We start from the raw sequence: 21309 nt of genomic DNA on the forward strand, positions 1-21309 counted from the left end.
CAACCGATAGCTAGGAGATGAAAATATGATTGTTGAACCTTTATGGAAGTTAAGACAACGTTTAGGACGTTGGTTGTTACCAGTAATTTTTTTGCTGTTTTTTGTAGCAACAACAGCACTCATCTTTTCTAGTGTAAAAACCAAGACAATCGATTATTATGAAGGTCAAGTAGTTGATGAAAGTATTCGTGCAAATAAAACGATTGAAAATGTTGCTGCTACTGAGAAACGTAAACAAATCGCTGCTGAAGCGGTGAGCCCTGAGTATACGTTTCAAGAGGATGTAGGAAAAAATCAATATAGCTTGGTTAGTCGATTGTTTGAATTGGTCACTAAGGTGAAAAAGCAAGCGCAAGAACAATACCAAGATGCGTTGGCTAATCAAAAAGCTGGCGACGTGGTACCTTCAATTTCGATAGCAGATGAACTCGTTGATTTAAAAAAACAATTTGAATCACTAGACACAGATAATTTAAACTTTTATCAAAAATTCGATGATACTTTCTATCAAAACCTATTTACGCTATCAGATGAGGAATATAATCAAGTTAAAAGTCTGGCATTGAAATATTTAACCAAGGAATATAAAAAGCAAATTAAAGAAGCCGATATCACCGCTATTCAAAAAGAATTAACTAATCAGGTTGCAAAGCTATCTTTAGATACGCCGGCCAAAAATATTCTAGAAACTATTTTTAAACAAGCAATTGTTCCTAATGCTTTTTTGAACGAAAAGAAAACCAATCAGTTACGTCAAAAAGCACGTGATGATGTGCAACCGGTCATGATTTATCAAGGGGAGATTATTGTTCGTGAAGGCTCGCAAATCGATGCGACTGCGATGGAAAAATTAAAGCTATTAGGCTTAACTTCACAAAAGGGTTCGGTTTTCCCTTTAGTTGCTTTAATTATGGCAATTATTTTACAGCTTTTAGTCTTGCTAAGTGTTGTTTTACAAGAAAGTAATTTGAAAAAACGCTTGGTCAAAATAGTTGCGTATTTGTGCCTGATGTTTAGTGGTTTATTAATTATGAAGGTCATTCAGGTAATTCAAAATGAATCCATTTCTTACCTATCTTTACTTTTTCCAGCCACATTTGTTCCTTTTACCATTAATGCTTTATTAGAGCGGCGATTAGCTATTTTGGCTGCGCTTTTTCAAGTATTGATGGCAGCATTTATTTATTATGATGCTGTGGGAACAAGTATTGTAACGATTATTTTTATTTCCTATTTATTTTCAGGTTTAATGGGTACGTTTGTTAAGAAAAGTACCATCTACCGTCAACGTTGGCAAACCTTGCTTTGGTCGGTTGCTTATCCTGTTTTGATGAGTTTAGTAATTGTGACGATGCAGGGAATGAGCTTTGTTGATTGGAAAACCTGGCTAACAATTATTTGTAGTGGGTTAGGCAATATCATCTCTTTATTGTTTATTGTGGGCTTGTTTCCATATTTGGAGTTATTGGTTTCTGATGATAGCATGATGGTCTTAAATGAATTAAGTAATCCAAATCATCCTTTATTAAAACAGCTATTAGAGGAAGCGCCTGGAACCTATCACCATAGCATGATGGTAGCTAATCTTAGCGCCAATGCGGTTGCTGCCATTGGCGGACGTTCGCTGTTAACTCGAGTGGCCTGTTATTATCATGATGTGGGCAAACTAAAGCATGCCAACTTTTTTGTAGAAAACCTGCCTCATGGCGCTGAAAACCCGCATAACTTTTTATTGCCTGAGGACAGTAAGCAGATTATTTTTGGTCATGTGATTGATGGAGCTAAAATTTTGGCTCAATATCATATGCCGCAGATGGTGATTGATATTTGTAATCAGCATCATGGCACGACCTTGATGAAGTATTTTTATGTAAAAGCGAAAGAGCGCAATCCTGAAGTAAAAGAACAGGACTATCGCTATCCAGGTCCCAAGCCACAAACCAAAGAAGCAGCAGTTGTAAGTATTGCCGATAGCTGTGAGGCAGCTGTAAGAGCTATGGATAATCCAACTAATCAAAAGATTAAAGAATTTGTTCATCAGTTGATTGAATCGAGAATTTTAGATGGCCAACTAGATGAATCAGGTTTAACACTAAATGAAATTCATACTATTGAACATTCAATTGTTAATGGCTTATGTAGTACATTCCATTCTAGAATTAAATATCCAAAAATGGAATCAGAAGCTAAGAGTATGAAAGAAGAACAAGAAAGAAGAGAAAATTAAATGGAAATCACCTTTATTGATGAACAAAATAGAGTAACTGCTACCAAGATTACTGAAATCGAAAAGTTATTACAATTTGCTGGTAGCTATCTATCATTGCCTGAAAATACTGAGATGTCGGTTACTTTTATGGACAATGAAGAAATTCGGATGATTAATCGAGACTATCGCAATAAAGATCAGGCCACAGATGTCATTAGCTTTGCGTTAGAGGAATTAGGCGAAGACGAGTTAGCGATTCATTTTGATGAGGAAGATGACTTTGACTTGCCACGAAATATAGGCGATATTATGATTTCAGTCGAACGTGCACAAGAACAAGCGCAAGAATATGGCCACAGTTTTGATCGGGAACTTGGATTTTTAGCTGTACATGGCTTTTTACATCTGAATGGTTATGATCATATGACACCTGAAGATGAGAAGGAAATGTTTGGCTTACAAGAGGAAATATTAACTGCCTATGGACTTAAAAGATAAACAGACAACAAAAAATAAGCATTTTAGCTATTCATTAGATTTTGCTATCAGCGGTCTTAAAGTAGCCTTCAAAGAAGAGCGAAATTTACGGTTTCATATTTGTTCATTAATAGCGGTCTGTCTATTAGGAGTGATTTTGAAGCTTTCATTAAATGAGTGGCTCTGGATATTATTAAGTGCAGTTTTGGTAATCGTGGCTGAATTAGCCAATACTGCTTTGGAGAATACGGTTGATATGGTGACCAACTATCATTTCCATCCCTTAGGCAAAAAGGTTAAGGACATTGGCGCTGGGATGGTTTTGGTACAAGCGTTGTTTGCTTTAATAGTTGGCTGCTTCATTTTTGTACCTAAGCTATATCATCTATTCTTTTAACTGATTGGGTTAAAAATTATCTCAATACGTGATAAACATCGTCATTGTCTATCATGTATTGAGCTTTGTTTTTATTATTTAATGACAAAAAAATAAAAAATAGAAAAGAGGATAAAAATGAGCATTGAAAAATCAGGCTTTGTAGCGATTGTGGGCCGACCAAATGTTGGAAAATCAACCTTATTGAATCGAATTGTTGGTCAAAAAATTGCTATTATGAGTGACAAAGCCCAAACTACGCGTAATAAAATTCAAGGGGTGTATACCACAGATAAGGTACAGATGGTATTCATTGATACGCCAGGAATCCATAAACCTAAGCATCGATTAGGTGATTATATGGTGGAAGCAGCTTACAGCGCTTTAAAAGAAGTCGAAGTCGTTTTATTTATGGTTAGTGCCGATCAAAAACGAGGAAAAGGCGATGATATGATCATTGAACGCTTAAGAAAATTACAGGTTCCTGTGTATTTAGTGATCAATAAAATTGATAAAATCCATCCAGATGAACTATTGCTTCAAATTGAAGATTATCAAAAGCAGATGGATTTTGCTCAGGTGATTCCAATTTCAGCAACTCAAGGCAATAATTTTGAAACTTTAATGCATGAATTAAGTGAGCAAATGCCTGCTGGACCTCAATATTTTCCAGATGATCAAGTAACCGATCATCCAGAATATTTTGTCGTATCAGAGCTCATTCGTGAAAAAATCTTACAGCTTACGCGTGATGAAGTACCCCATTCAGTAGCAGTTGTTATTGATTCAATGAAACGCAATCAAGATGATAAGGTTCAGGTCCAAGCAACCATTGTTATTGAGCGTGATAGCCAAAAAGGAATTATTATTGGTAAAGGCGGAGCGATGCTGAAAAAAATTGGTACGCAAGCACGTAAAGACATTGAACAGCTTTTAGGCGATAAAGTCTTTTTAGAATTATGGGTTAAGGTACAAAAGGATTGGCGCGATAAACAGACTTATCTAACTGATTATGGTTATCGCAAAGAAGATTATTAATATTAGGAGATGGAAAAATGGCGTTAGCTGAATCAAAGGGGCTGATTTTATTTACGCGTAATCACAAAGAACATGACATGTTGGTAAAAATCTTTACCGAATCGGCTGGGAAGCAAATGTTTTATGTGAAGGGAATTCATCGCAAAAATCATCCATTGAAATCAGCCGTTCAGCCGTTTACTGAAGCGATTTATATTGGTACCTTTAAAACAGAAAATCTTTCCTTTTTAAATAGTGCCAAAGCAATCCATCCCTTTAGTAATATTCAACAAGATATTTTTATGTCGGCTTATGCTACTTATTTGCTTAATTTAGCGGATGCAGCGATTGAAGATCGAATTTATGATCCTAACTTATATCATTTTTTGCGTGAAGCACTCTTTTTAATTGACCAAGGTTACGATGCTGAAATTATCACCAATATTTTTGAAATTCAAATTCTTCAACGATTTGGGGTTATTTTTAATTGGCAGCAATGCGCAGTATGTGGCCAAGCAAATCACCAATATTATTTTTCACATAAATACCATGGGTTGTTATGTGAAAAACATGTGATTTTAGATACTAAACATTATCCAACTAGTCCAAAGATCATGTACTTGGTTGGTCAGTTAGCTAATGTTCATTATGAACAATTAAATCATTTGTCTTTTAAACCACAAACCAAGCAAGAACTACGCAAGTTTATTGATTTTTTATATGAGGAATACGTGGGTATCCATTTAAAAAGCAAAAAATTTATTGATCAAATGAAAAACTGGCAGGATATATTAGAACCAAATCATTAAAAATAAAAAATGAAATAGATTAACCTTTGTTTAATGAATGTAACTCCATTAAACAAAGGTTTTTTTATGGCTTTAAAATTAAAGAGGTTGACTAAAATTTAATTTAAGTTTAATATTGTTTTAATAATTATCACAGATTGGAAGTGGAATAATGGAAGAATATTTAAAATATTTATCGACTGAAGAACAAAAAACCATTCAATTGAAGGCATTATTCCAGCATCATCACTTCCAGCGTTATTACTTAAGTGCTTTTGAAAGCTATGATGTATATGTGCAAAGTCGTAATTACCAAGCTGAACAAGAGGTGATTACCTTTATTGGTTCTAATGGGCAAGTGATGGCATTAAAACCAGATATTACGCTATCGATTATTCAAAATACTGGAGCTAATGAAGCAAAACGTTGCTTTTACGATGAAGATGTGTATCGACATGATTATAAAAATCAAGAGTATCGACGTATTCATCAATTAGGTGTTGAGCAAATAGGGCAACTAAGCTTAACAGATGAACAAGAAATATTACAGTTGGCAATTGATAGTTTACAGTTATTTGGGCAAGGTCAGATTGCTTTTTCACATCGCATTTTACTTGATGAAGTCCTTACTTGGTTTGATGATAAGCAAAAAGGCGCTGTTTCACAGGCACTCAAACAAAAAGCCGTTCACGAATTAAAGAAGTTAACCTTATTAATCCCCTTTGCTGATGAAAAATGGCAATTACTGCAAAAATTATTATTTACCGAAGAGACAGTTTTGCGACAAATTGAGGATGCCTTAATGCTTTTTAATGATTCAGCTAGCCAGCAGGTGTTGAATAATTTAAAACAACTGATGCGAACATTACCTAAGCAGGTTTTTCGTTTAGATTTATCGATTATTGACGACAAAGAGTATTACAGCGGATTGATTTTTCATGGTTTCTTACCAGATGTAGCTACGCCGGTTTTAATTGGTGGACGCTACGATCAATTATTATTACGGCAAGGTAAAAAACAGCAAGGAATTGGCTTTGCAGTTTATTTAGACGAACAACTTTTTCATCCAGCAAGCTTATCTTTGACAGCGGTGAAGGATGATTATGTGAAAGTGGCACTTCCTAAGGGACGGATGGCAGAAAAGGTTTATCAATGCTTTGTTGAGGCCAATTTATGTGCAGAAAATATTTTACAGGCGAATCGTCAGCTAATTTTTACAGATGAGATGAATAAACTTCAATTCTTTTTAGTGAAGCCTAGTGATGTGGCAATTTATGTGGAGCATGGAGTCGCGGATATTGGTGTAGTCGGTAAGGATGTTTTACTTGAAAGTACCCCAGATGTATTAGAATTATTAGATTTAAAAATGGGGCGTTGTTTTTTAGCAATCGCAGGGCCAAAAAATCAACAGGTGGATCAAACGCGTGCGTTAAAGGTAGCAACGAAATATCCGCAAATTACCCGGAATCATTTTTCAGCCCATGGGCAAGCGGTTGAATTAATCCAATTACATGGTTCTATTGAGGTAGCCCCCTTATTAGGCTTAGCTGATGTGATTGTCGATATTGTAGAAACAGGCCAAACTTTAAAAGAAAATCATTTATCAGTATTACAAAAGATAGCTGATTCGTCTGCTAGATTAGTGGCCAATCAGACAGCCTATCGCTTTAAAGGGAAAAAAATAAATGAAATTGTGCAGAAGGTGGCAAAGCAATTATGATAAGAAAATATACAACTAAAACGGATGCACTCACAACGATTCTTAAGAGAAAAGCTAGTGAAACACTCGATGTAACAGATAAGGTTCGTGAAATTATTGAGGCAGTAAAAACCAATCAAGATGATGCTTTGAAGCAGTTTAGCTATCAATTTGATCAATATCAAGCTACTGAGTTTCTAGTTAGCCCTACTGAGATTAAGCAAGCTTTTGAACTGGTTGATCCAGCGCTAGTTGAAGTTATGAAACAAGCATGGCATAGAATTTATCAATTTCATGAAAAACAAAAAAATAATGGTTATATTATGACTCAAGCTGGTCAGGTTATGGGACAACGAGTTTTGCCTTTAGATTGCGTAGGTGTTTATGTTCCAGGCGGGACTGCGGCTTATCCGAGTACAGTTTTGATGGATGTAGCCCCAGCTAAGGTCGCTGGTGTTGAAAAAATTATTTTAATCACACCACCAGATAAAGAGGGCAAGGTCAATCCGAATGTTTTAGTTGCTAGTCAAATTGCTGGTGTGGATCAAATCTATAAAGTAGGTGGAGCACATGGCATTGCCGCATTAGCCTATGGGACGCAAAGCATCCCTAAAGTTGATAAGATTGTTGGACCAGGGAATATTTATGTGGCTACGGCCAAACGATTGGTTTATGGACAGGTGGATATTGATATGATAGCTGGACCAAGTGATGTTTTAATCATTGCGGATGACTCGGCGAATGTTGAGTGGTTAGCGGCTGATTTACTCGCGCAAGCAGAACACGATACCTTAGCGCAGGCCATTTTATTAACTGATAGTCAACGAATTTTTGAACAAATATCAGAAGAACTACAAAAACAACTGGCCAACTTACCACGTAAAGCTATTGCTAGTCAATCCATTGAAAATAATGGCAAGGTGGTATTAGTAGAAAATATTGAAGAAGCTTGTCAAATAGCCAATAAAATTGCTCCTGAACATTTAGAACTAGCAGTTTTAGAACCGTTTGCCTATTTAGGACAAATCAAACATGCTGGCAGTATTTTCCTAGGTCATTATACACCAGAGGTTTTAGGAGATTATTTAGCTGGTCCAAATCATACATTACCAACGGAAGGGACAGCTCGTTTTTATTCAGCGTTAAATGTTGATGATTTCGTGAAGAAGAGTAGCTATTTATATTATTCAAAAACAGCCTTACAACAGCAAATTACTGCCATCGCTCATTTTGCACAGGCTGAAGGTCTTCAGGGCCACGCACAATCGGCACTGATTCGAAGGGAGGATGAACAATGAGTTTTTTCAATCAAAAATATCACAGCTTGATTCCTTATACGCCAGGTGAGCAAGTCAATGAGCAGCAAATTCTTAAATTAAATACAAACGAAAACCCTTATGATCCTCCACAAGCAGTTCTAGAAGCCGCTAAACAGGCAGCCATGACCTTATCTCGATATAGTGATCCGACTTGTCGGATGGTACGCCAACCCTTAGCCAAGCAATTAGGGGTCAAAGAAGAGCAAATTTTTATCGGAAATGGTAGTGATGATGTTTTAGCCCTACTTTTTCAAGGGTTTACGGAGCATGGGGTGGCTTTTCCAGATATTAGTTATGGCTTTTATGACGTCTATCGTCATTTTTATCAAGTACCAGCTAAAATTGTTCCTTTAAATGCAGCCTTTCAAATTGATTTAGCGGATTATGAAGGAAGCAGTGAGACGGTAGTGATTGCTAATCCGAACGCACCGACTGGTTTGGTTATTTCAAAAGAGCGCATCATTCAGTTTTTAAGCCAAAACCCTCATCGGCTATTAATTGTGGATGAAGCCTATGCTGATTTTGGTAAAGAATCAGTCGTTCAAGAGGTGGCGCATTACCCTAATTTGATCGTCGTTGGCACTTTTTCTAAGGCAAGACAGTTAGCTGGTGCTAGGTTGGGATATGCAATTGCTAATGAGCAAATCATTCAGGATATGAATCGATTAAAATTTAGTATCAATCCTTATAGCGTAAATACCATGAGCTTATACTGTGGAGCAGCTTCTTTAAACAGTCAGGATTATGTGGATGAATGTATTGAAAAAATTATTACGACCAGAGAGTATGTTTGTAGTGCATTACAACAATTATCCTTTGAGGTTTTACCTAGCCAAGCAAACTTTATTTTTGCAACACATCCTAAAATTACCGGACAGCATTTATATCAGCGATTAAAGCAAGACAATATTTATATTCGTTGGTTTGATCAAGAACGTATTCGTAACTTTATTCGTATTTCAATTGGTACCCAAGAAGAAATGGTTTATTTTATTGAAAAAATAAAAGAAATTTTGCAGGAGGAAAATATTCATGCGTAAGGCAAAAATTACTCGCAATACCGCAGAAACGAACATTCAACTTTCCCTAGCTATCGACGGCAAGGGAGATAGTCAAATTCAAACAGGCGTTGGCTTTTTCGATCATATGCTGACTTTATTTGCTAAGCATGGCCGTTTTGATTTACGCATTTCTTGTGATGGGGATATTCAGGTAGATGCGCATCATACAGTTGAGGATGTCGCCATTGTACTTGGCCGTGCTTTTTCTCAAGGACTAGGTAATCGTAAAGGGATTACTCGTTATGGTAGCATGCTTTTGCCGATGGATGAGGCCTTAGTTATGAGTGCGATAGATATCAGTGGGCGTGCGATGGCTGTCGTTGAATTACACATTCCAAGTGAAAAGATTGGTACACAATTTGATACAGAACTCGTGGAAGAATTTTTTATTGCTTTTGCTAGAGAATTAGGTGCTACGATTCATTTACATCAAATTGCTGGTAAAAACAGTCATCATATCGTTGAAGCAACTTTTAAAGGCCTAGCACGAGCCTTAAGTCAAGCTGTGGCGATTAATCCTGCTGCGCCAGAGGAAATCCCTTCAACTAAGGGGACGATTTTATAGCTTGTGTTAGATTTATATTTAACATGAAGCCTAGTTAAAGCATGAGGAGGAAATGATTTGATTGGGATTGTAGATTATGGAGTAGGAAATTTATTTAGTGTTGCTCGCTCCTTAGAATACTTAGCAATTGAACGCGTGATTACAAGTGATTGGCATATCTTAGAGCAATGTGATCAAATTATTTTACCAGGTGTTGGTGCCTTTAGTGATGCGATGAGTCAATTAAAAGCAACTAAGCTAATTGAACCAATTCAGCAATTAGCCAATCAGGGGAAACCCTTATTAGGAATTTGTCTTGGTATGCAATTGTTATTTGAAGAAAGTGAAGAATTTGGTTCACATCAAGGCTTAGGTCTTATTGGTGGACGGGTTGTCTCGTTAAAAAATGCCTTTAATGAACAAAATATTCAGCTAAAGGTGCCACATATTGGTTGGAATGCCTTAAAGTTTCAGCAAACTAGTCCTTTAATTAGCAAAATCACTGAAAATGATCAGGTGTATTATGTCCATAGTTTTTATGCCACGGATTGTGCGCATCAAATTGTGGCAACTAGTGAGTACGGGATTAACGTCCCGGGTATTGTCCAACAAAACAATGTCTTTGGCGCGCAATTCCATCCAGAAAAAAGTGGACAAGTAGGGTTAAATATCTTAAAAGCATTTTCGGAGGTGAAAGGATGAAGATTTTTCCGGCGATTGACGTGTTGAATCAAAAGGTCGTGCGTTTATATCAAGGCGACTATAATCAAAGTACAGTCTTTGGCGAAGATCCAGTGGCTTATGCCCAAAATTTTGAAGCGCAAGGGGCTAAATATCTGCATCTAGTGGATTTAGATGGTGCTAAAGATGGACAACAACGTTATTTTGAAGTAGCTAAACAAATTGCTGAAACGACGAATTTATTTGTGGAACTAGGTGGTGGGATTCGCGATGAAAAGGCGATTAAACGCTGCTTAGATTCTGGGGTTAGCCGGGTGATTTTAGGGACAATTGCGCAAAAAGATCCTGAATTTACGCAAAAAATGCTAGCGAAGTATCAAGATAAAATTGCCATTGGTGTCGATGCTAGAGAGGGGAAAGTCGCAGTAGAAGGTTGGCTGGAAACGACAGAAACCGACGCCTTTACCTTTTGTCAGCAACTAGCTAAATGGCAAGCTAAAACTGTGATTTTTACCGAAATTTCTCGAGATGGTACCGGACAAGGCTTGAATATTGAACTTTATCAAAAACTGCTGACGATCGAAGGTTTAGAGATTATCGCTTCTGGTGGCGTTGCTTCAATGGAGGATATTTTAGCCTTAAAAGCAATTGGGATTCATGGCGTCATTGTCGGTAAAGCATTATATGATCAGAGCTTAAAATTGGCTGAAATATTAAAGGTGGTTGATGAAAATGATAGCTAAGCGGATTATTCCCTGTCTTGATGTGAAACATGGTCGGGTCGTAAAAGGGGTCCAATTTGGTGATTTAAAAGATGTCAATGATCCCGTTGCTTTGGCCAAGTTTTATAACGATCAAGGTGCAGATGAGCTGGTTTTTTATGATATTACCGCTTCAGCTGAAGAAAGAGGCATTTTTACTGATATTTTAACGCAGGTAGCCTCAGAGGTGTTTATTCCTTTAACAGTAGGTGGCGGGATTAATCGTTTAGCTGACTTTGAACGTGTTTTACGTTGTGGTGCGGATAAGGTTAGTGTCAATTCGGGGGCCTTACGTCAACCTGAATTGATTGCTAAAGCGGCTAATCGTTATGGCAGTCAGTGTGTCGTTTTATCAGTCGATGTGAAACGTGTAGGCAATCAATGGCATGTTTTTGCTAAAGGTGGGAGAGAAGATACTGGGCTTGATGCCTTAGCCTGGATTCGACAAGGAGTAGAATTGGGCTGTGGCGAATTAGTCATCAATAGTATGGATACAGATGGTGTGAAACAAGGCTTTGATCTTCCACTACTACAAGCAGTCAGTCAAATGGTTGAGGTGCCAATTGTTGCCTCAGGTGGCGCTGGCAAGGTGCAAGATTTTATCGATTTATTTGCATTACCGAATATTGAAGCGGGTCTTGCTGCTTCAATCTTTCATTATGGAGAAGTTAAAATTCCTGATTTAAAACAAGCCTTACGTTTAAAAAATATTCCAGTGAGATAAAAGGTGGGTGACAAAATGCTTGCAATAGAGCGCTTAAAATATGATGAGCACGGACTAATCCCAGTAGTTGTGCAGGATGTACATACGAAAAAGGTTTTAACCCTTGCTTATATGAACGAGGAAAGTTTACGTTTAACCTTAAAAGAAGGACTGATGACTTATTATTCGCGCAGTCGAAAAAAATTATGGAAAAAAGGAGAAACCAGTGGTAATTTTCAACATCTGGTTCAGCTAAAGGCTGACTGTGATTGTGATGCTCTAGTGGCACTTGTGGATAAAGAGGGGCCTGCTTGTCATTTAAATACTGATTCTTGCTTTAATACCGTTATTGAGGAAAAACAGCATGTGGTTGATTTTTCCTTAGCTGAATTAACCCAATTAATTACCCATCGCAAGGTGCAGCCTAAAGAGGGAAGTTATACCAATTATTTATTTGATAAAGGCTTAGAAAAAATTCTTAAAAAAGTCGGCGAAGAGTCCACCGAAGTGATTATTGGTGCGATGAAACAAGATAAGCAAGAAACGATTTTTGAGTTGGCTGATTTAGCTTATCATTTATTGGTTTTGATGATCGATCAAGGCATTAGTCTGAACGAGGTTAGTCAGGAGTTAGCTAAGCGACATGTCATTGATCATAAGGTTAAACAAGAAACCATGCAATAATTCTTGATTTGTGCTTGACAAGATAAGTTTTTAACGAGTAAACTAAAGAAGAATTGAATAGCTACTAAGAACAATGGAAAGATGAAAATCTCTGTTATTAGCGAATTCGGGAGGGTGTGAGCCGAAAACATATTTTTATCTGTGGCAGTTGGGAGTAGCCAAATGAATGAAGTTGCCGATGATTCGGAAATAGGGTGGAACCGCGAAATTTGTTTTTCGTCCCTATAGTGATGCTTTTTGCATTGCTATAGGGGCTTTTTTATTTAACGATGTGAAGTCAGTCGATTGATATAGATTTCACAAGAATGTTTTGTTTAAAAACAAAGTAAAGGAGATTGTTCATGTCAACAAAATTAACCGTTCAAGAAATGATTTTAACGCTACAAAAATTTTGGTCTGATAATGGCTGTATGCTAATGCAAGCCTATGATACTGAAAAAGGGGCTGGAACGATGAGCCCATACACTTTTTTACGTGCAATTGGTCCAGAGCCATGGAATGCCGCCTATGTAGAGCCATCAAGACGACCAGCAGATGGCCGCTATGGAGAAAATCCTAACCGTTTATATCAACACCATCAATTCCAAGTGGTGATGAAGCCCTCACCAGAAAATATCCAAGAACTTTACTTAGAAAGCTTGAAATTATTAGGAATTGATCCTTTAGCTCACGATATTCGTTTTGTTGAAGATAACTGGGAGAATCCTTCGATGGGTTGTGCTGGTTTAGGCTGGGAAGTTTGGTTAGATGGTATGGAAATTACCCAATTTACTTACTTCCAACAAGTCGGTGGCCTAGCTTGTCAGCCAGTTACAGCAGAGATTACTTATGGCCTAGAGCGTTTGGCTTCTTATATTCAAGAAGTAGAAAGCGTCTATGATTTACAGTGGACTAAAGAGGTCAAATATGGGGAAATCTTCCGTCATCCTGAATATGAACATTCAAAATATTCTTTTGAGCTAAGTGATCAAGAATTATTACTAGCAAACTTCAATCGTTTTGAAGCAGAAGCCAAACGTTGTATTGCTGAGAATCTAGTTCATCCAGCTTATGATTATATTTTGAAATGTAGTCATAACTTTAACTTGTTAGATGCCAGAGGAGCAGTTTCTGTTACTGAGCGTGCAGGTTATTTAGCTCGTATTCGTAATATGGCTAGAGAAGTTGCTAAAATCTTTGTTGAAGAACGTAAAAAACTTGGCTTCCCACTTTTATCACGTGAAGAAGCAGAAAAATGGTTAACAGAGGAGTAAAACTATGGCTAAGAATTTTTTATTAGAAATCGGATTAGAAGAAATGCCAGCACATGTGGTATTTCCTAGTATGCAACAACTAAAAGAAAAGACAGAAAAATTTTTGGCTGAAAAACATTTGGCCTATGATGAAATAAAAAGTTATTCGACACCTCGTCGTTTAGCGTTATTTATTACCAATTTGGTAGAAAAGCAAGCGGATATTCACGAAGAAGTAAAAGGACCGGCTAAAAAAATTGCCATTGATGCTGAGGGAAACTGGACTAAAGCAGCACAAGGCTTTGTACGTGGTCAGGGCTTAACTACTGATGACATTACTTTTAAGGAATTAAAGGGAGTGGAGTATGTTTATGTAACGAAGCATACAGCTGGTAAAAAAACAACAGAGGTTTTACAAGAGTTACCAAGTGTGATTACTAGCTTGACCTTCCCAGTAACCATGCATTGGAATAAATATGATTTTGAATATATTAGACCCATTCATTGGTTAGTTGCACTTTATGGAAGTGAAGTTGTTCCATTTACTATTTTAGATGTTACTACCGATCGTTTTAGTCGTGGTCATCGTTTCTTAGGACAAAAAACTTCCTTTGAACAAGCGGACGATTATTTAGTAAATCTAGAAAAAGAATTTGTCATTGCCGACCAAGTCAAACGTCAAGCCATGATTGAAGAGCAAATTGCTCAAATTGCTAAGGAAAATAACTATCAAGTGAGCCTTGATCCAGAGTTACTAGAAGAAGTGGTGAACCTCGTTGAATATCCAACTGCCTTTGTGGGTAACTTTGATCCTAAGTATTTGGCTGTTCCTCAAGAAGTTTTAATTACATCAATGAAGGAGCATCAACGCTACTTCGAGGTAAAAGATCAACAAGGAAATTTATTACCACACTTTATCTCTGTGCGTAATGGGAACCAAGAACATTTGGCCAATGTGATTAAGGGCAATCAAAAAGTGTTAACCGCGCGTTTAGAAGATGCTGAATTCTTCTATGCAGAAGACCAAAAATTAACGATTGATTTTTGTGTGAACAAGCTGAAAAATGTAGCCTTTCATGAAAAAATCGGTAGTCTTTATCAAAAAATGCAACGTGTAACAGTCATTGCCGAATTATTCGGCCAACAAATCGGTTTATCTGCTGAAGAATTAGCTGATCTTAATCGTGCAAGTCAAATTTATAAGTTTGATTTAGTGACGAATATGGTCGGTGAATTTCCTGAGTTACAAGGAATTATGGGTGAAAAATACGCTTTATTGCAAGGGGAAAAAGCCAGTGTTGCAAAAGCGATTCGTGAGCATTATTTACCAATTGCAAGTGAAGGGGACTTACCAGCTTCTAAGATTGGGGCAGTTTTAGCAATTGCTGATAAATTAGATGCCGTTTTAACTTTCTTTGCAGCCGGTATGATTCCAAGTGGTTCAAATGACCCTTATGCTTTGCGTCGTCAAGCTTATGGAATTGTGCGAATTTTATTAGATCAACAATGGTCATTTGCTATCCGTACATTGATTCAAGCAATTGCCGCTAAATTAAATGAGCAAGTTGCTGAATTTGGTTTTTCTTTAGATAATATTACTGAAGAAGTAACTGAATTCTTTGCAGCTCGCTTGAAACAGGCTTTAAGCTTAGCAGAAATTCGTTATGATATTATCGATGCTAGCCTTTATAGCAATCAAGAAGATTTGCTATTACAAGCCAAAGCAGCCCAATTATTGCAAGCACATAGCCAAGCTGATAGCTTTAAGCCAGCAATGGAGGCTTTAACACGGGTAGTGAACCTAGCGAAAAAAGCGGATCAATCAGTTGAGATTGATGAATCACTATTTGAAACGGAGATTGAGCGTGAGTTTGCAGAAAAAGTTCAAACAACTCTAGCCGGCCTTTCTTTAGATAATCTAGCAGCTAACTATGAGGCGTTAGTAGCACTTGAGCCAGTTATTGTGAAGTACTTTGAAGAGACGATGATTATGGCAGATAACGAAGCTGTTCGTAATAATCGCTTGAGTTTATTGAAGCAGTTGGCGACTGAAGTGGAAAAAATTGCCAAATTAGACGTATTAATTACTAAATAAGTTATCGACAAAAAAGCTACAGTTGGTAAAATACTCACTGTAGCTTTTTTATTATTTTAATCAGATTTGATATATTTCACCCAGTGGCAAAACTATGCCTTTTGCCTCAGTCAATAAATCAATGAAGGCTTGCGGGTCTTGTTGAATGACCGGGAAGGTGTTGTAATGAATCGGCAATACCTTTTTTGCTTTGATCCGTTTGGCACAACGAGCGGCTTGTTTGGGTCCCATTGTATAATTATCACCAATTGGCAGACAAGCAAAGTCAATGTCAAAATCTTCACCAAGTAAATCCATTTCCATAAACTCAGCTGTATCACCGGCATGATAGAGGGTTTTGCCATCTGCTTCAATCATAAAACCAGCTGGATTACCTAAGTAGTGGACAGTTCCTTCATATTCTAAGCTAGAGGTATGTAAGGCATGTGTCATGCTTACTTTACCAAATGGAAATTCAAAGCTACCCCCAATATTCATTCCATGAACCTTTTGGCCTAGTTTGCCAAAGAAGTTAGCAATTTCAGCTACTGCAATGATAGTAGGTTGTTGGTGCTTGATTAACTCAAAAACACTTGCAACATGATCACTATGCCCATGAGTGAATAGGATATAATCGACTTTTAGATTTTCTGGTTGCCATTTTGCCGGTAGCTGATGGTCAATAAACGGATCAATGATTAATTTGGTTTGATCAGCCAGCTCGATATAAATGGTGGAATGCCCTAAATGTGCTATCTTCATAGAATCACCTCGTTTTTCTTTTATTATACTGCTTTTCCTTCAAATCTGTCATTTGGCTTGTTTACTCTTTTTAATTAAATATGTGGTAATAGTATTAATAACAAAGGAATATAGAATAAATAAATGAATACTGAAAAACTCATGGTACTAGCAGCAAAGGCCTCATCAGCTTGATAAGTCCTGGCTAAAATAGGAACCGAATTTTGTACTGGCATCGAGGATTGAACCAAAAAGACCAACAGCATCATTTTAGGAATATGAATCCACTGTGCACACAGCCAAACAATCAAAGGGGAAAGTAAAAAACGTCCTATTAAAACCAACAGCATTTCTCTATTGATTTTTAGGTTTTGAATTCCTTGGAAATACATCATAATGCCAATTGCAAACATGGATAAAGGGGTGGTCAGATTGCCTAAATGATTGCCTAAATGAATGACACTTTTTGGAACTGGCCATTGGCATAATACCCAAATTAAACCCACGATAAATCCGAGTAAAGCGGGTGAAAATAATTTTTTCAAAAAGACAAGTGGGTGAAAACTAAGAGTTGCTTGCTGATAATAGGGACTATCTTTGGTGATTTGAAAAACACCAAATGTCCAAAACAGACTTGTATTCACAATATAATAAAGTAAAACATAAGGGACTGCTTTTTCACCAAAAATAGCCAAATTGATAGGTAGCCCAATAAAAATCGTATTGGAGCAGGTAAACATAGTGACAAAAACCCCACGTCGATTTACCTGAACGAGTCGACTTCTACTAAGCAGGATGCCAATAAAGAACGTACAACTCATCGATAATAAGGGAATAATCATTCCGGAAAATAATGCTAGGAATTCTTGCTTAGTAAATTGAGAAGTAATATTAATGAACATATTACAAGGCAAGCCTAAATTTAGTACCATTTTTGAAAAGGTATCGGCAGTATGATTACTAAACCACTGTTTAAATGAAAGAAAGTAACCCAAAAACATTAAAATAAAAATCACAAAAATATTAAAATAGGATTGTAGCATGTATTTTTCCTCCTAATGTCTACTAGCTTAGTAAAATTTTGCGAATCAATCAATAGGATTGCGAAAAAAAGTAAATAAAAAAACCAAATGTAATCTTAAGACTACATTTGGCTTTTTTATTTATTTTCTTCGACGATTTTGTTTTCCGGCATTGCGTCCAGCGTTCTTAGTCGCCGCAATATTTTTAGGTGCCTGTTGATTGCGAGGTGGTCGTTTCTTATCGACAGTATTGTTTGGTGCTTCAGAAAGTGAATAATTTTCCGTTACAATAATTTTTGGTGGATGCAACTTCATTTCTTCAGCAATTTGTGCTTTAATTCTTGGTCGTAGAATAAAGTTGACAATTAATGTTTGGATACAAGCAATTACCCCACCGACTGTCCAATATAAAGCCACGCCAGCTGGTGAACTAAAGGAGAAGAAAATCATCATAATTGGTGATGCATACATCATGGTTTGCATTTGTTTTTTCTGCTCTTCTGGAATATTTAACATACTCAAATAGCTTTGTAAGAAATACAACGCTCCAGTAATGATGACTAAGAATAAGCTACTCTTACCTAAAGGAATGCCGTAGAAGCTAGCGCTAGCAATTCCAGGCGTATATCTTGCGGTAGCAAAAAGAGCGGCGAAGATTGGCATTTGAATTAACAGCGGTAGACAGCCAGCTCCCATTCCACCAAGCATGCTCACATTATTTTCGGCATAGATTCGTTGCATATCTTTTTGGGCTTTTTGCTGTTGCTCGACCGTTTTTGCTTCCTTCATTTTTCTTTGAATAATGTCTAATTGTGGTTTGATGAATTGCATCTTTTCAGATTGCACCGTCATCTTATGTGATTGATAGATACTTAGCGGTAAAATAATTAGACGTACAACAACGGTAATAAAGATAATCGCCCAGCCATAATTCCAATCAAAATGATTGACTAAATAATGAATAAGATTACCTAAGGGTTGAACTAAAAAGCGATAAATCAAACCGTTTGGGTCTGGATTGCCACTTTTATCTAATTTGACACAACCAGATAAAAAGACAATCATTGAAAGTAGACCACTAGTTAAAAGCCATTTTTTTAATTTCATCTGTTTCTTCCTTTGCATTTAATTTACACAAGAAATACTATACTAAAAAATAATGGCTATTTCAATGAATAGCGTGTAAATAATCATTTTTTTAAATTTTTAATTACGTATGCTAAAATTTTGTGAATCTTTGATGGTGCAATCTTTATTTATTGTCGTGTGTGTTACTTTACCAAAAGGAGAAGGGGAGGCTTTTACTTTTTCAATAAATTTGGCTAGTGTTGGATAATCACCAATCGCTTCAATTGTGACTGAACCGTCCATTTCATTCCACACCCCACCAGTTACCTTTAATTCATCAGCTAAAACTTTAGTCATATATCGAAACCCTACTCCCTGAACTTTTCCCTGAACATTGATTCGTAATTTTATTTTTGCTGCTGTCATGGTTGTTCCTTCTTTTCCTTTTTTCTTTCATTATAATTGATTTTCACTATTTGTGGGTAAGAAACTATGCTATAATTTTTTTCGAGGTGAAATTATGAAAGAAATTCTTTCAACCAAAAATGAGTTAATCAAAAAAGTGGTCAAACTACATAAACGTAAGTATCGCTATCAAGAAAGACAATATATTATTGAAGGGTTTCATCTAATTGAGGAAGCCGTTTTACATCAAAGCCAGATTGACTATCTGTTTGTGACGTCAAAAGCTTTAGCGCAATATGGCGATTGGTTTAATGAACAAACAATTGAAGTGATTGTAGTAAGCGAAGAGGTTTTGCAAAAGCTATCTGAATTACCGACTCCTCAAGGCATGCTAGCTGTAGTGGCGATGCCGATGCAGCCAACTACTCTTAAAAAAGGCAATTGGTTATTGCTTGATTGTGTGCAAGATCCGGGCAATGTCGGTACCATGATTCGTACTGCTGATGCGGCTGGGTTTGCTGGTGTCATTTTAGGAGAGGGCTGTGCAGACATCTATACGACTAAGACTTTACGCAGTATGCAAGGCAGTCAGTTCCATCTCCCTGTAATTCAGCTATCCTTAAAGCAGGCAATTGAACAGTTGCGTGCTTTAAAGGTGACCATTTATGGTACGGAATTAAATGAACAAGCGGTTCAATATCATCAATTACCTATGCAAGAAAATTTTGCTTTATTGATGGGCAATGAAGGACAGGGACTAGCTAAGGAATATTTAGCTTTGACAGATCAAAATATTTATATTCCCATTTTCGGTCAAGCAGAATCCTTGAATGTAGCCATTGCAGCAGGTATTTTGATGTATGGATTAATTAAAAAGTAAAATATCTTTTAAGATGAAAAAGAAATCTATTCAAGGCTATGTTCTAGTGGTATACTAGCAACAGATTGAAAAAAGTAAGGTGGCAATTGAATGACAAAAAAATGGCAATATGACCAGGAGTATTTGGCGTGTGTAGGGGATTTGTTGGCAACAGAAGAAGTACAGCGCTTGGCTGAATTTACACAGCATTTTCATTCAACGCGATTAGATCATTCAATAAGTGTATCTTATTATAGCTATCGTATCGCAAAAAAATTGGGTTGGAATGCCAAAGCAACTGCAAGAGCAGGTGTCTTGCATGATATGTTCTATTATGATTGGCGAACAACTAAATTTTCGCAAGGCTCTCATGCCTATATGCATCCTAGAATTGCAGTGAAAAATGCTGAAAAGATTACTGAATTATCAGACTTAGAACGTGATATTATCATTAAACATATGTGGGGCGCAACGATTGCTCCACCTAGATATAAAGAAGGCTATGTGGTGACTTTTGTCGATAAGTATTGTGCGATTAAAGAAGCTTTAACACCGATGCTACGAAAGTTTAAAGTCAAACCTTCGCAAACTATTGCAAGATAATATGTAAACTTCAATATTTAAGAGTGTGATGGATTTCGCACTCTTTTTTTTATTTTTAGGTTTAGAAATGATAGCGATTATCTGTTTTTTAGAAAAATTGAATAATATTCGTTTTATTTTTTTGTTTATTAGCTAGTAATAACTATGTAAAGGTAGCGAGTTGGTGCTTTATTTGTTTTAAGCTATAATAAAATTAGCGAAAGGATTGGAGATGAAAGTAATGAAAAAGTGGCTAGTTTTATTGTTTAGTTTGTTTTTTTTAACTGCGTGTAGCTCTAGTAAAGCATTGTCAGAAAAAGAAGCAGCGAGTGTTTTTATCGATGCAATTATCTATAATAAGCAAACACAATTGTTTAAGGAAAATTTTGTTGATGCGACTGAAGCGTTAAAGGTGATGCATGGAAAGGATGAAGAGGCATTTACTCAGGAGTTGATTCAAGGGATTATGCAAACATCGAATATTTCTAAAGATGAGGCTGCAACAATTTCTTCTAGTATGAAACAGGTATTAAAAGAGCAAACCAAATATCAAATTAAGTCGGTAAAAGAAAAAAAGAACCATGCTTATGAGGTAACCTATGAAATTTATGGGGTGGACTTTATTCAAGGTTTCAAAACGGCGATGACCAATATGTTTGAGCAAATGCTGAAAAATCCGGCGCTGGCTCAAGACACGAATAATTTAGCAAAAGAATTAGCAGTCGAGCTTAGTCAAGGGCTTAAGGATGCGGGGATTGTGAAAAAACCGGTTGAGGTCAAGGTTGAATTAACCAAGGAGAAGGACAAGTGGCGTATAGCCAACAGTCAGCTTAAGAACTTACAAAATTTAACCCTTGCCTTTTGGTTTGGGAAAAAAGATCAGCAAGACTTTATTAAAGAGACGATGCAGGTTATTACGGATCTTTCCAATGAGTTTCAAGAAAAAATGTTACAAGGACAATAAAGACAAAAAGCCAAAGTCAGACATGAGTGTCTTTAGACTTTGG

22 protein-coding genes are annotated in these 21309 nt (G+C 36.7%); 18 read left to right on the plus strand and 4 right to left on the minus strand.

The genetic code is table 11. The annotated features are described in order from the left end of the window. Positions 1–25: 25 nt before the first annotated feature. From RK02_RS01095 to glyS, 15 genes are all read left to right on the plus strand, one after another. Positions 26–2227: an HD family phosphohydrolase gene (locus RK02_RS01095; RefSeq protein WP_016182389.1), complete on the plus strand. Its 2202-nt coding sequence runs from the start codon at positions 26–28 to the stop codon at positions 2225–2227. Beyond that, positions 2228–2707, plus strand: coding sequence for an rRNA maturation RNase YbeY (gene ybeY / locus RK02_RS01100; protein WP_016182390.1), 480 nt, complete (start codon positions 2228–2230; stop codon positions 2705–2707). Next, the gene (locus RK02_RS01105) at positions 2691–3083 is read left to right on the plus strand and encodes a diacylglycerol kinase family protein (protein ID WP_016182391.1); all 393 of its coding nucleotides are present in this window, start codon (positions 2691–2693) and stop codon (positions 3081–3083) included. The genes ybeY and RK02_RS01105 overlap by 17 nt, the downstream gene beginning before the upstream one ends. 117 nt (positions 3084–3200) lie before the next feature. Continuing rightward, entirely contained in the window at positions 3201–4100 is a 900-nt protein-coding gene (era, locus tag RK02_RS01110; RefSeq protein ID WP_016182392.1) for a GTPase Era, read from the plus strand. 17 nt (positions 4101–4117) lie between these two features. After that, positions 4118–4888 (plus strand): DNA repair protein RecO, encoded by a 771-nt coding sequence (gene recO / locus RK02_RS01115; protein WP_016182393.1) that lies wholly within the window; start codon positions 4118–4120, stop codon positions 4886–4888. Positions 4889–5039: 151 nt separating this feature from the next. After that, positions 5040–6587: an ATP phosphoribosyltransferase gene (hisG, locus tag RK02_RS01120; protein ID WP_016182394.1), complete on the plus strand. Its 1548-nt coding sequence runs from the start codon at positions 5040–5042 to the stop codon at positions 6585–6587. Further along, a complete protein-coding gene (gene hisD, locus RK02_RS01125) occupies positions 6584–7864 on the plus strand; it encodes a histidinol dehydrogenase (protein ID WP_016182395.1) in 1281 nt (426 codons plus the stop codon). Before hisG ends, hisD begins: the two co-directional genes overlap by 4 nt. Next, a complete protein-coding gene (gene hisC / locus RK02_RS01130) occupies positions 7861–8925 on the plus strand; it encodes a histidinol-phosphate transaminase (protein ID WP_016182396.1) in 1065 nt (354 codons plus the stop codon). Before hisD ends, hisC begins: the two co-directional genes overlap by 4 nt. Beyond that, a complete protein-coding gene (hisB, locus tag RK02_RS01135; RefSeq protein WP_016182397.1) occupies positions 8918–9511 on the plus strand; it encodes an imidazoleglycerol-phosphate dehydratase HisB in 594 nt (197 codons plus the stop codon). Before hisC ends, hisB begins: the two co-directional genes overlap by 8 nt. A 57-nt stretch (positions 9512–9568) precedes the next feature. Next, a complete protein-coding gene (hisH, locus tag RK02_RS01140; RefSeq protein ID WP_016182398.1) occupies positions 9569–10192 on the plus strand; it encodes an imidazole glycerol phosphate synthase subunit HisH in 624 nt (207 codons plus the stop codon). Next, positions 10189–10914 carry a 1-(5-phosphoribosyl)-5-[(5-phosphoribosylamino)methylideneamino]imidazole-4-carboxamide isomerase gene (hisA, locus tag RK02_RS01145; RefSeq protein WP_016182399.1) on the plus strand — a complete coding sequence of 242 codons (726 nt, stop codon included), beginning with the start codon at positions 10189–10191 and terminating at the stop codon, positions 10912–10914. Before hisH ends, hisA begins: the two co-directional genes overlap by 4 nt. Further along, entirely contained in the window at positions 10904–11656 is a 753-nt protein-coding gene (hisF, locus tag RK02_RS01150; RefSeq protein WP_016182400.1) for an imidazole glycerol phosphate synthase subunit HisF, read from the plus strand. Before hisA ends, hisF begins: the two co-directional genes overlap by 11 nt. Before the next feature lie 15 nt (positions 11657–11671). Further along, entirely contained in the window at positions 11672–12319 is a 648-nt protein-coding gene (hisIE, locus tag RK02_RS01155; RefSeq protein WP_016182401.1) for a bifunctional phosphoribosyl-AMP cyclohydrolase/phosphoribosyl-ATP diphosphatase HisIE, read from the plus strand. 341 nt (positions 12320–12660) lie between these two features. After that, the gene (gene glyQ / locus RK02_RS01160) at positions 12661–13572 is read left to right on the plus strand and encodes a glycine--tRNA ligase subunit alpha (protein WP_016182402.1); all 912 of its coding nucleotides are present in this window, start codon (positions 12661–12663) and stop codon (positions 13570–13572) included. A gap of 4 nt (positions 13573–13576) precedes the next feature. After that, positions 13577–15646, plus strand: coding sequence for a glycine--tRNA ligase subunit beta (glyS, locus tag RK02_RS01165; protein ID WP_016182403.1), 2070 nt, complete (start codon positions 13577–13579; stop codon positions 15644–15646). Between the two features lie 60 nt (positions 15647–15706). Here glyS and RK02_RS01170 read toward each other — a convergent pair whose 3' ends face one another. The 4 genes from RK02_RS01170 to RK02_RS01185 form a co-directional block, all read right to left on the minus strand. Then, positions 15707–16387 carry a metal-dependent hydrolase gene (locus RK02_RS01170; protein ID WP_016182404.1) on the minus strand — a complete coding sequence of 227 codons (681 nt, stop codon included), beginning with the start codon at positions 16385–16387 and terminating at the stop codon, positions 15707–15709. A 74-nt stretch (positions 16388–16461) separates the two neighbouring features. Further along, complete coding sequence (locus RK02_RS01175) at positions 16462–17409, minus strand: AEC family transporter (RefSeq protein WP_016182405.1); 948 nt, start codon at positions 17407–17409, stop codon at positions 16462–16464. 120 nt (positions 17410–17529) lie between these two features. Beyond that, positions 17530–18495, minus strand: a complete 966-nt coding sequence (yidC, locus tag RK02_RS01180) for a membrane protein insertase YidC (protein WP_016182406.1) — start codon at positions 18493–18495, stop codon at positions 17530–17532. Positions 18496–18594: 99 nt separating this feature from the next. Further along, complete coding sequence (locus tag RK02_RS01185; protein ID WP_016182407.1) at positions 18595–18882, minus strand: acylphosphatase; 288 nt, start codon at positions 18880–18882, stop codon at positions 18595–18597. Between the two features lie 94 nt (positions 18883–18976). Here RK02_RS01185 and RK02_RS01190 point away from each other — a divergent pair, with 94 nt between their 5' ends. The 3 genes from RK02_RS01190 (at position 18977) to RK02_RS01200 (ending at position 21266) form a co-directional block, all read left to right on the plus strand. Next, positions 18977–19741, plus strand: coding sequence for a TrmH family RNA methyltransferase (locus RK02_RS01190; RefSeq protein WP_016182408.1), 765 nt, complete (start codon positions 18977–18979; stop codon positions 19739–19741). A gap of 90 nt (positions 19742–19831) precedes the next feature. Continuing rightward, positions 19832–20323 carry an HD domain-containing protein gene (locus RK02_RS01195; RefSeq protein ID WP_016182409.1) on the plus strand — a complete coding sequence of 164 codons (492 nt, stop codon included), beginning with the start codon at positions 19832–19834 and terminating at the stop codon, positions 20321–20323. A 220-nt stretch (positions 20324–20543) separates the two neighbouring features. Continuing rightward, positions 20544–21266 carry a DUF5105 domain-containing protein gene (locus RK02_RS01200; protein ID WP_016182410.1) on the plus strand — a complete coding sequence of 241 codons (723 nt, stop codon included), beginning with the start codon at positions 20544–20546 and terminating at the stop codon, positions 21264–21266. Positions 21267–21309 lie beyond the last annotated feature (43 nt).

The sequence above is a fragment of the Enterococcus columbae DSM 7374 = ATCC 51263 genome (assembly GCF_000406925.1).
GTDB lineage: Bacteria > Bacillota > Bacilli > Lactobacillales > Enterococcaceae > Enterococcus_E > Enterococcus_E columbae.

Excerpts from the sequence above, each read along its gene's own strand:
- RK02_RS01095 (WP_016182389.1), top strand. The coding sequence starts at position 26 with ATGATTGTTGAACCTTTATGGAAGTTAAGACAACGTTTAGGACGTTGG.
- RK02_RS01190 (WP_016182408.1), top strand. The coding sequence starts at position 18,977 with ATGAAAGAAATTCTTTCAACCAAAAATGAGTTAATCAAAAAAGTGGTC.
- hisIE (WP_016182401.1), top strand. The coding sequence starts at position 11,672 with ATGCTTGCAATAGAGCGCTTAAAATATGATGAGCACGGACTAATCCCA.
- hisC (WP_016182396.1), top strand. The coding sequence starts at position 7,861 with ATGAGTTTTTTCAATCAAAAATATCACAGCTTGATTCCTTATACGCCA.
- RK02_RS01185 (WP_016182407.1), bottom strand. The coding sequence starts at position 18,882 with ATGACAGCAGCAAAAATAAAATTACGAATCAATGTTCAGGGAAAAGTT.
- glyS (WP_016182403.1), top strand. The coding sequence starts at position 13,577 with ATGGCTAAGAATTTTTTATTAGAAATCGGATTAGAAGAAATGCCAGCA.
- hisF (WP_016182400.1), top strand. The coding sequence starts at position 10,904 with ATGATAGCTAAGCGGATTATTCCCTGTCTTGATGTGAAACATGGTCGG.
- glyQ (WP_016182402.1), top strand. The coding sequence starts at position 12,661 with ATGTCAACAAAATTAACCGTTCAAGAAATGATTTTAACGCTACAAAAA.
- RK02_RS01195 (WP_016182409.1), top strand. The coding sequence starts at position 19,832 with ATGACAAAAAAATGGCAATATGACCAGGAGTATTTGGCGTGTGTAGGG.
- hisD (WP_016182395.1), top strand. The coding sequence starts at position 6,584 with ATGATAAGAAAATATACAACTAAAACGGATGCACTCACAACGATTCTT.
- ybeY (WP_016182390.1), top strand. The coding sequence starts at position 2,228 with ATGGAAATCACCTTTATTGATGAACAAAATAGAGTAACTGCTACCAAG.
- RK02_RS01170 (WP_016182404.1), bottom strand. The coding sequence starts at position 16,387 with ATGAAGATAGCACATTTAGGGCATTCCACCATTTATATCGAGCTGGCT.
- hisB (WP_016182397.1), top strand. The coding sequence starts at position 8,918 with ATGCGTAAGGCAAAAATTACTCGCAATACCGCAGAAACGAACATTCAA.
- hisG (WP_016182394.1), top strand. The coding sequence starts at position 5,040 with ATGGAAGAATATTTAAAATATTTATCGACTGAAGAACAAAAAACCATT.
- era (WP_016182392.1), top strand. The coding sequence starts at position 3,201 with ATGAGCATTGAAAAATCAGGCTTTGTAGCGATTGTGGGCCGACCAAAT.
- hisA (WP_016182399.1), top strand. The coding sequence starts at position 10,189 with ATGAAGATTTTTCCGGCGATTGACGTGTTGAATCAAAAGGTCGTGCGT.
- RK02_RS01200 (WP_016182410.1), top strand. The coding sequence starts at position 20,544 with ATGAAAAAGTGGCTAGTTTTATTGTTTAGTTTGTTTTTTTTAACTGCG.
- RK02_RS01175 (WP_016182405.1), bottom strand. The coding sequence starts at position 17,409 with ATGCTACAATCCTATTTTAATATTTTTGTGATTTTTATTTTAATGTTT.
- RK02_RS01105 (WP_016182391.1), top strand. The coding sequence starts at position 2,691 with ATGGACTTAAAAGATAAACAGACAACAAAAAATAAGCATTTTAGCTAT.
- yidC (WP_016182406.1), bottom strand. The coding sequence starts at position 18,495 with ATGAAATTAAAAAAATGGCTTTTAACTAGTGGTCTACTTTCAATGATT.
- recO (WP_016182393.1), top strand. The coding sequence starts at position 4,118 with ATGGCGTTAGCTGAATCAAAGGGGCTGATTTTATTTACGCGTAATCAC.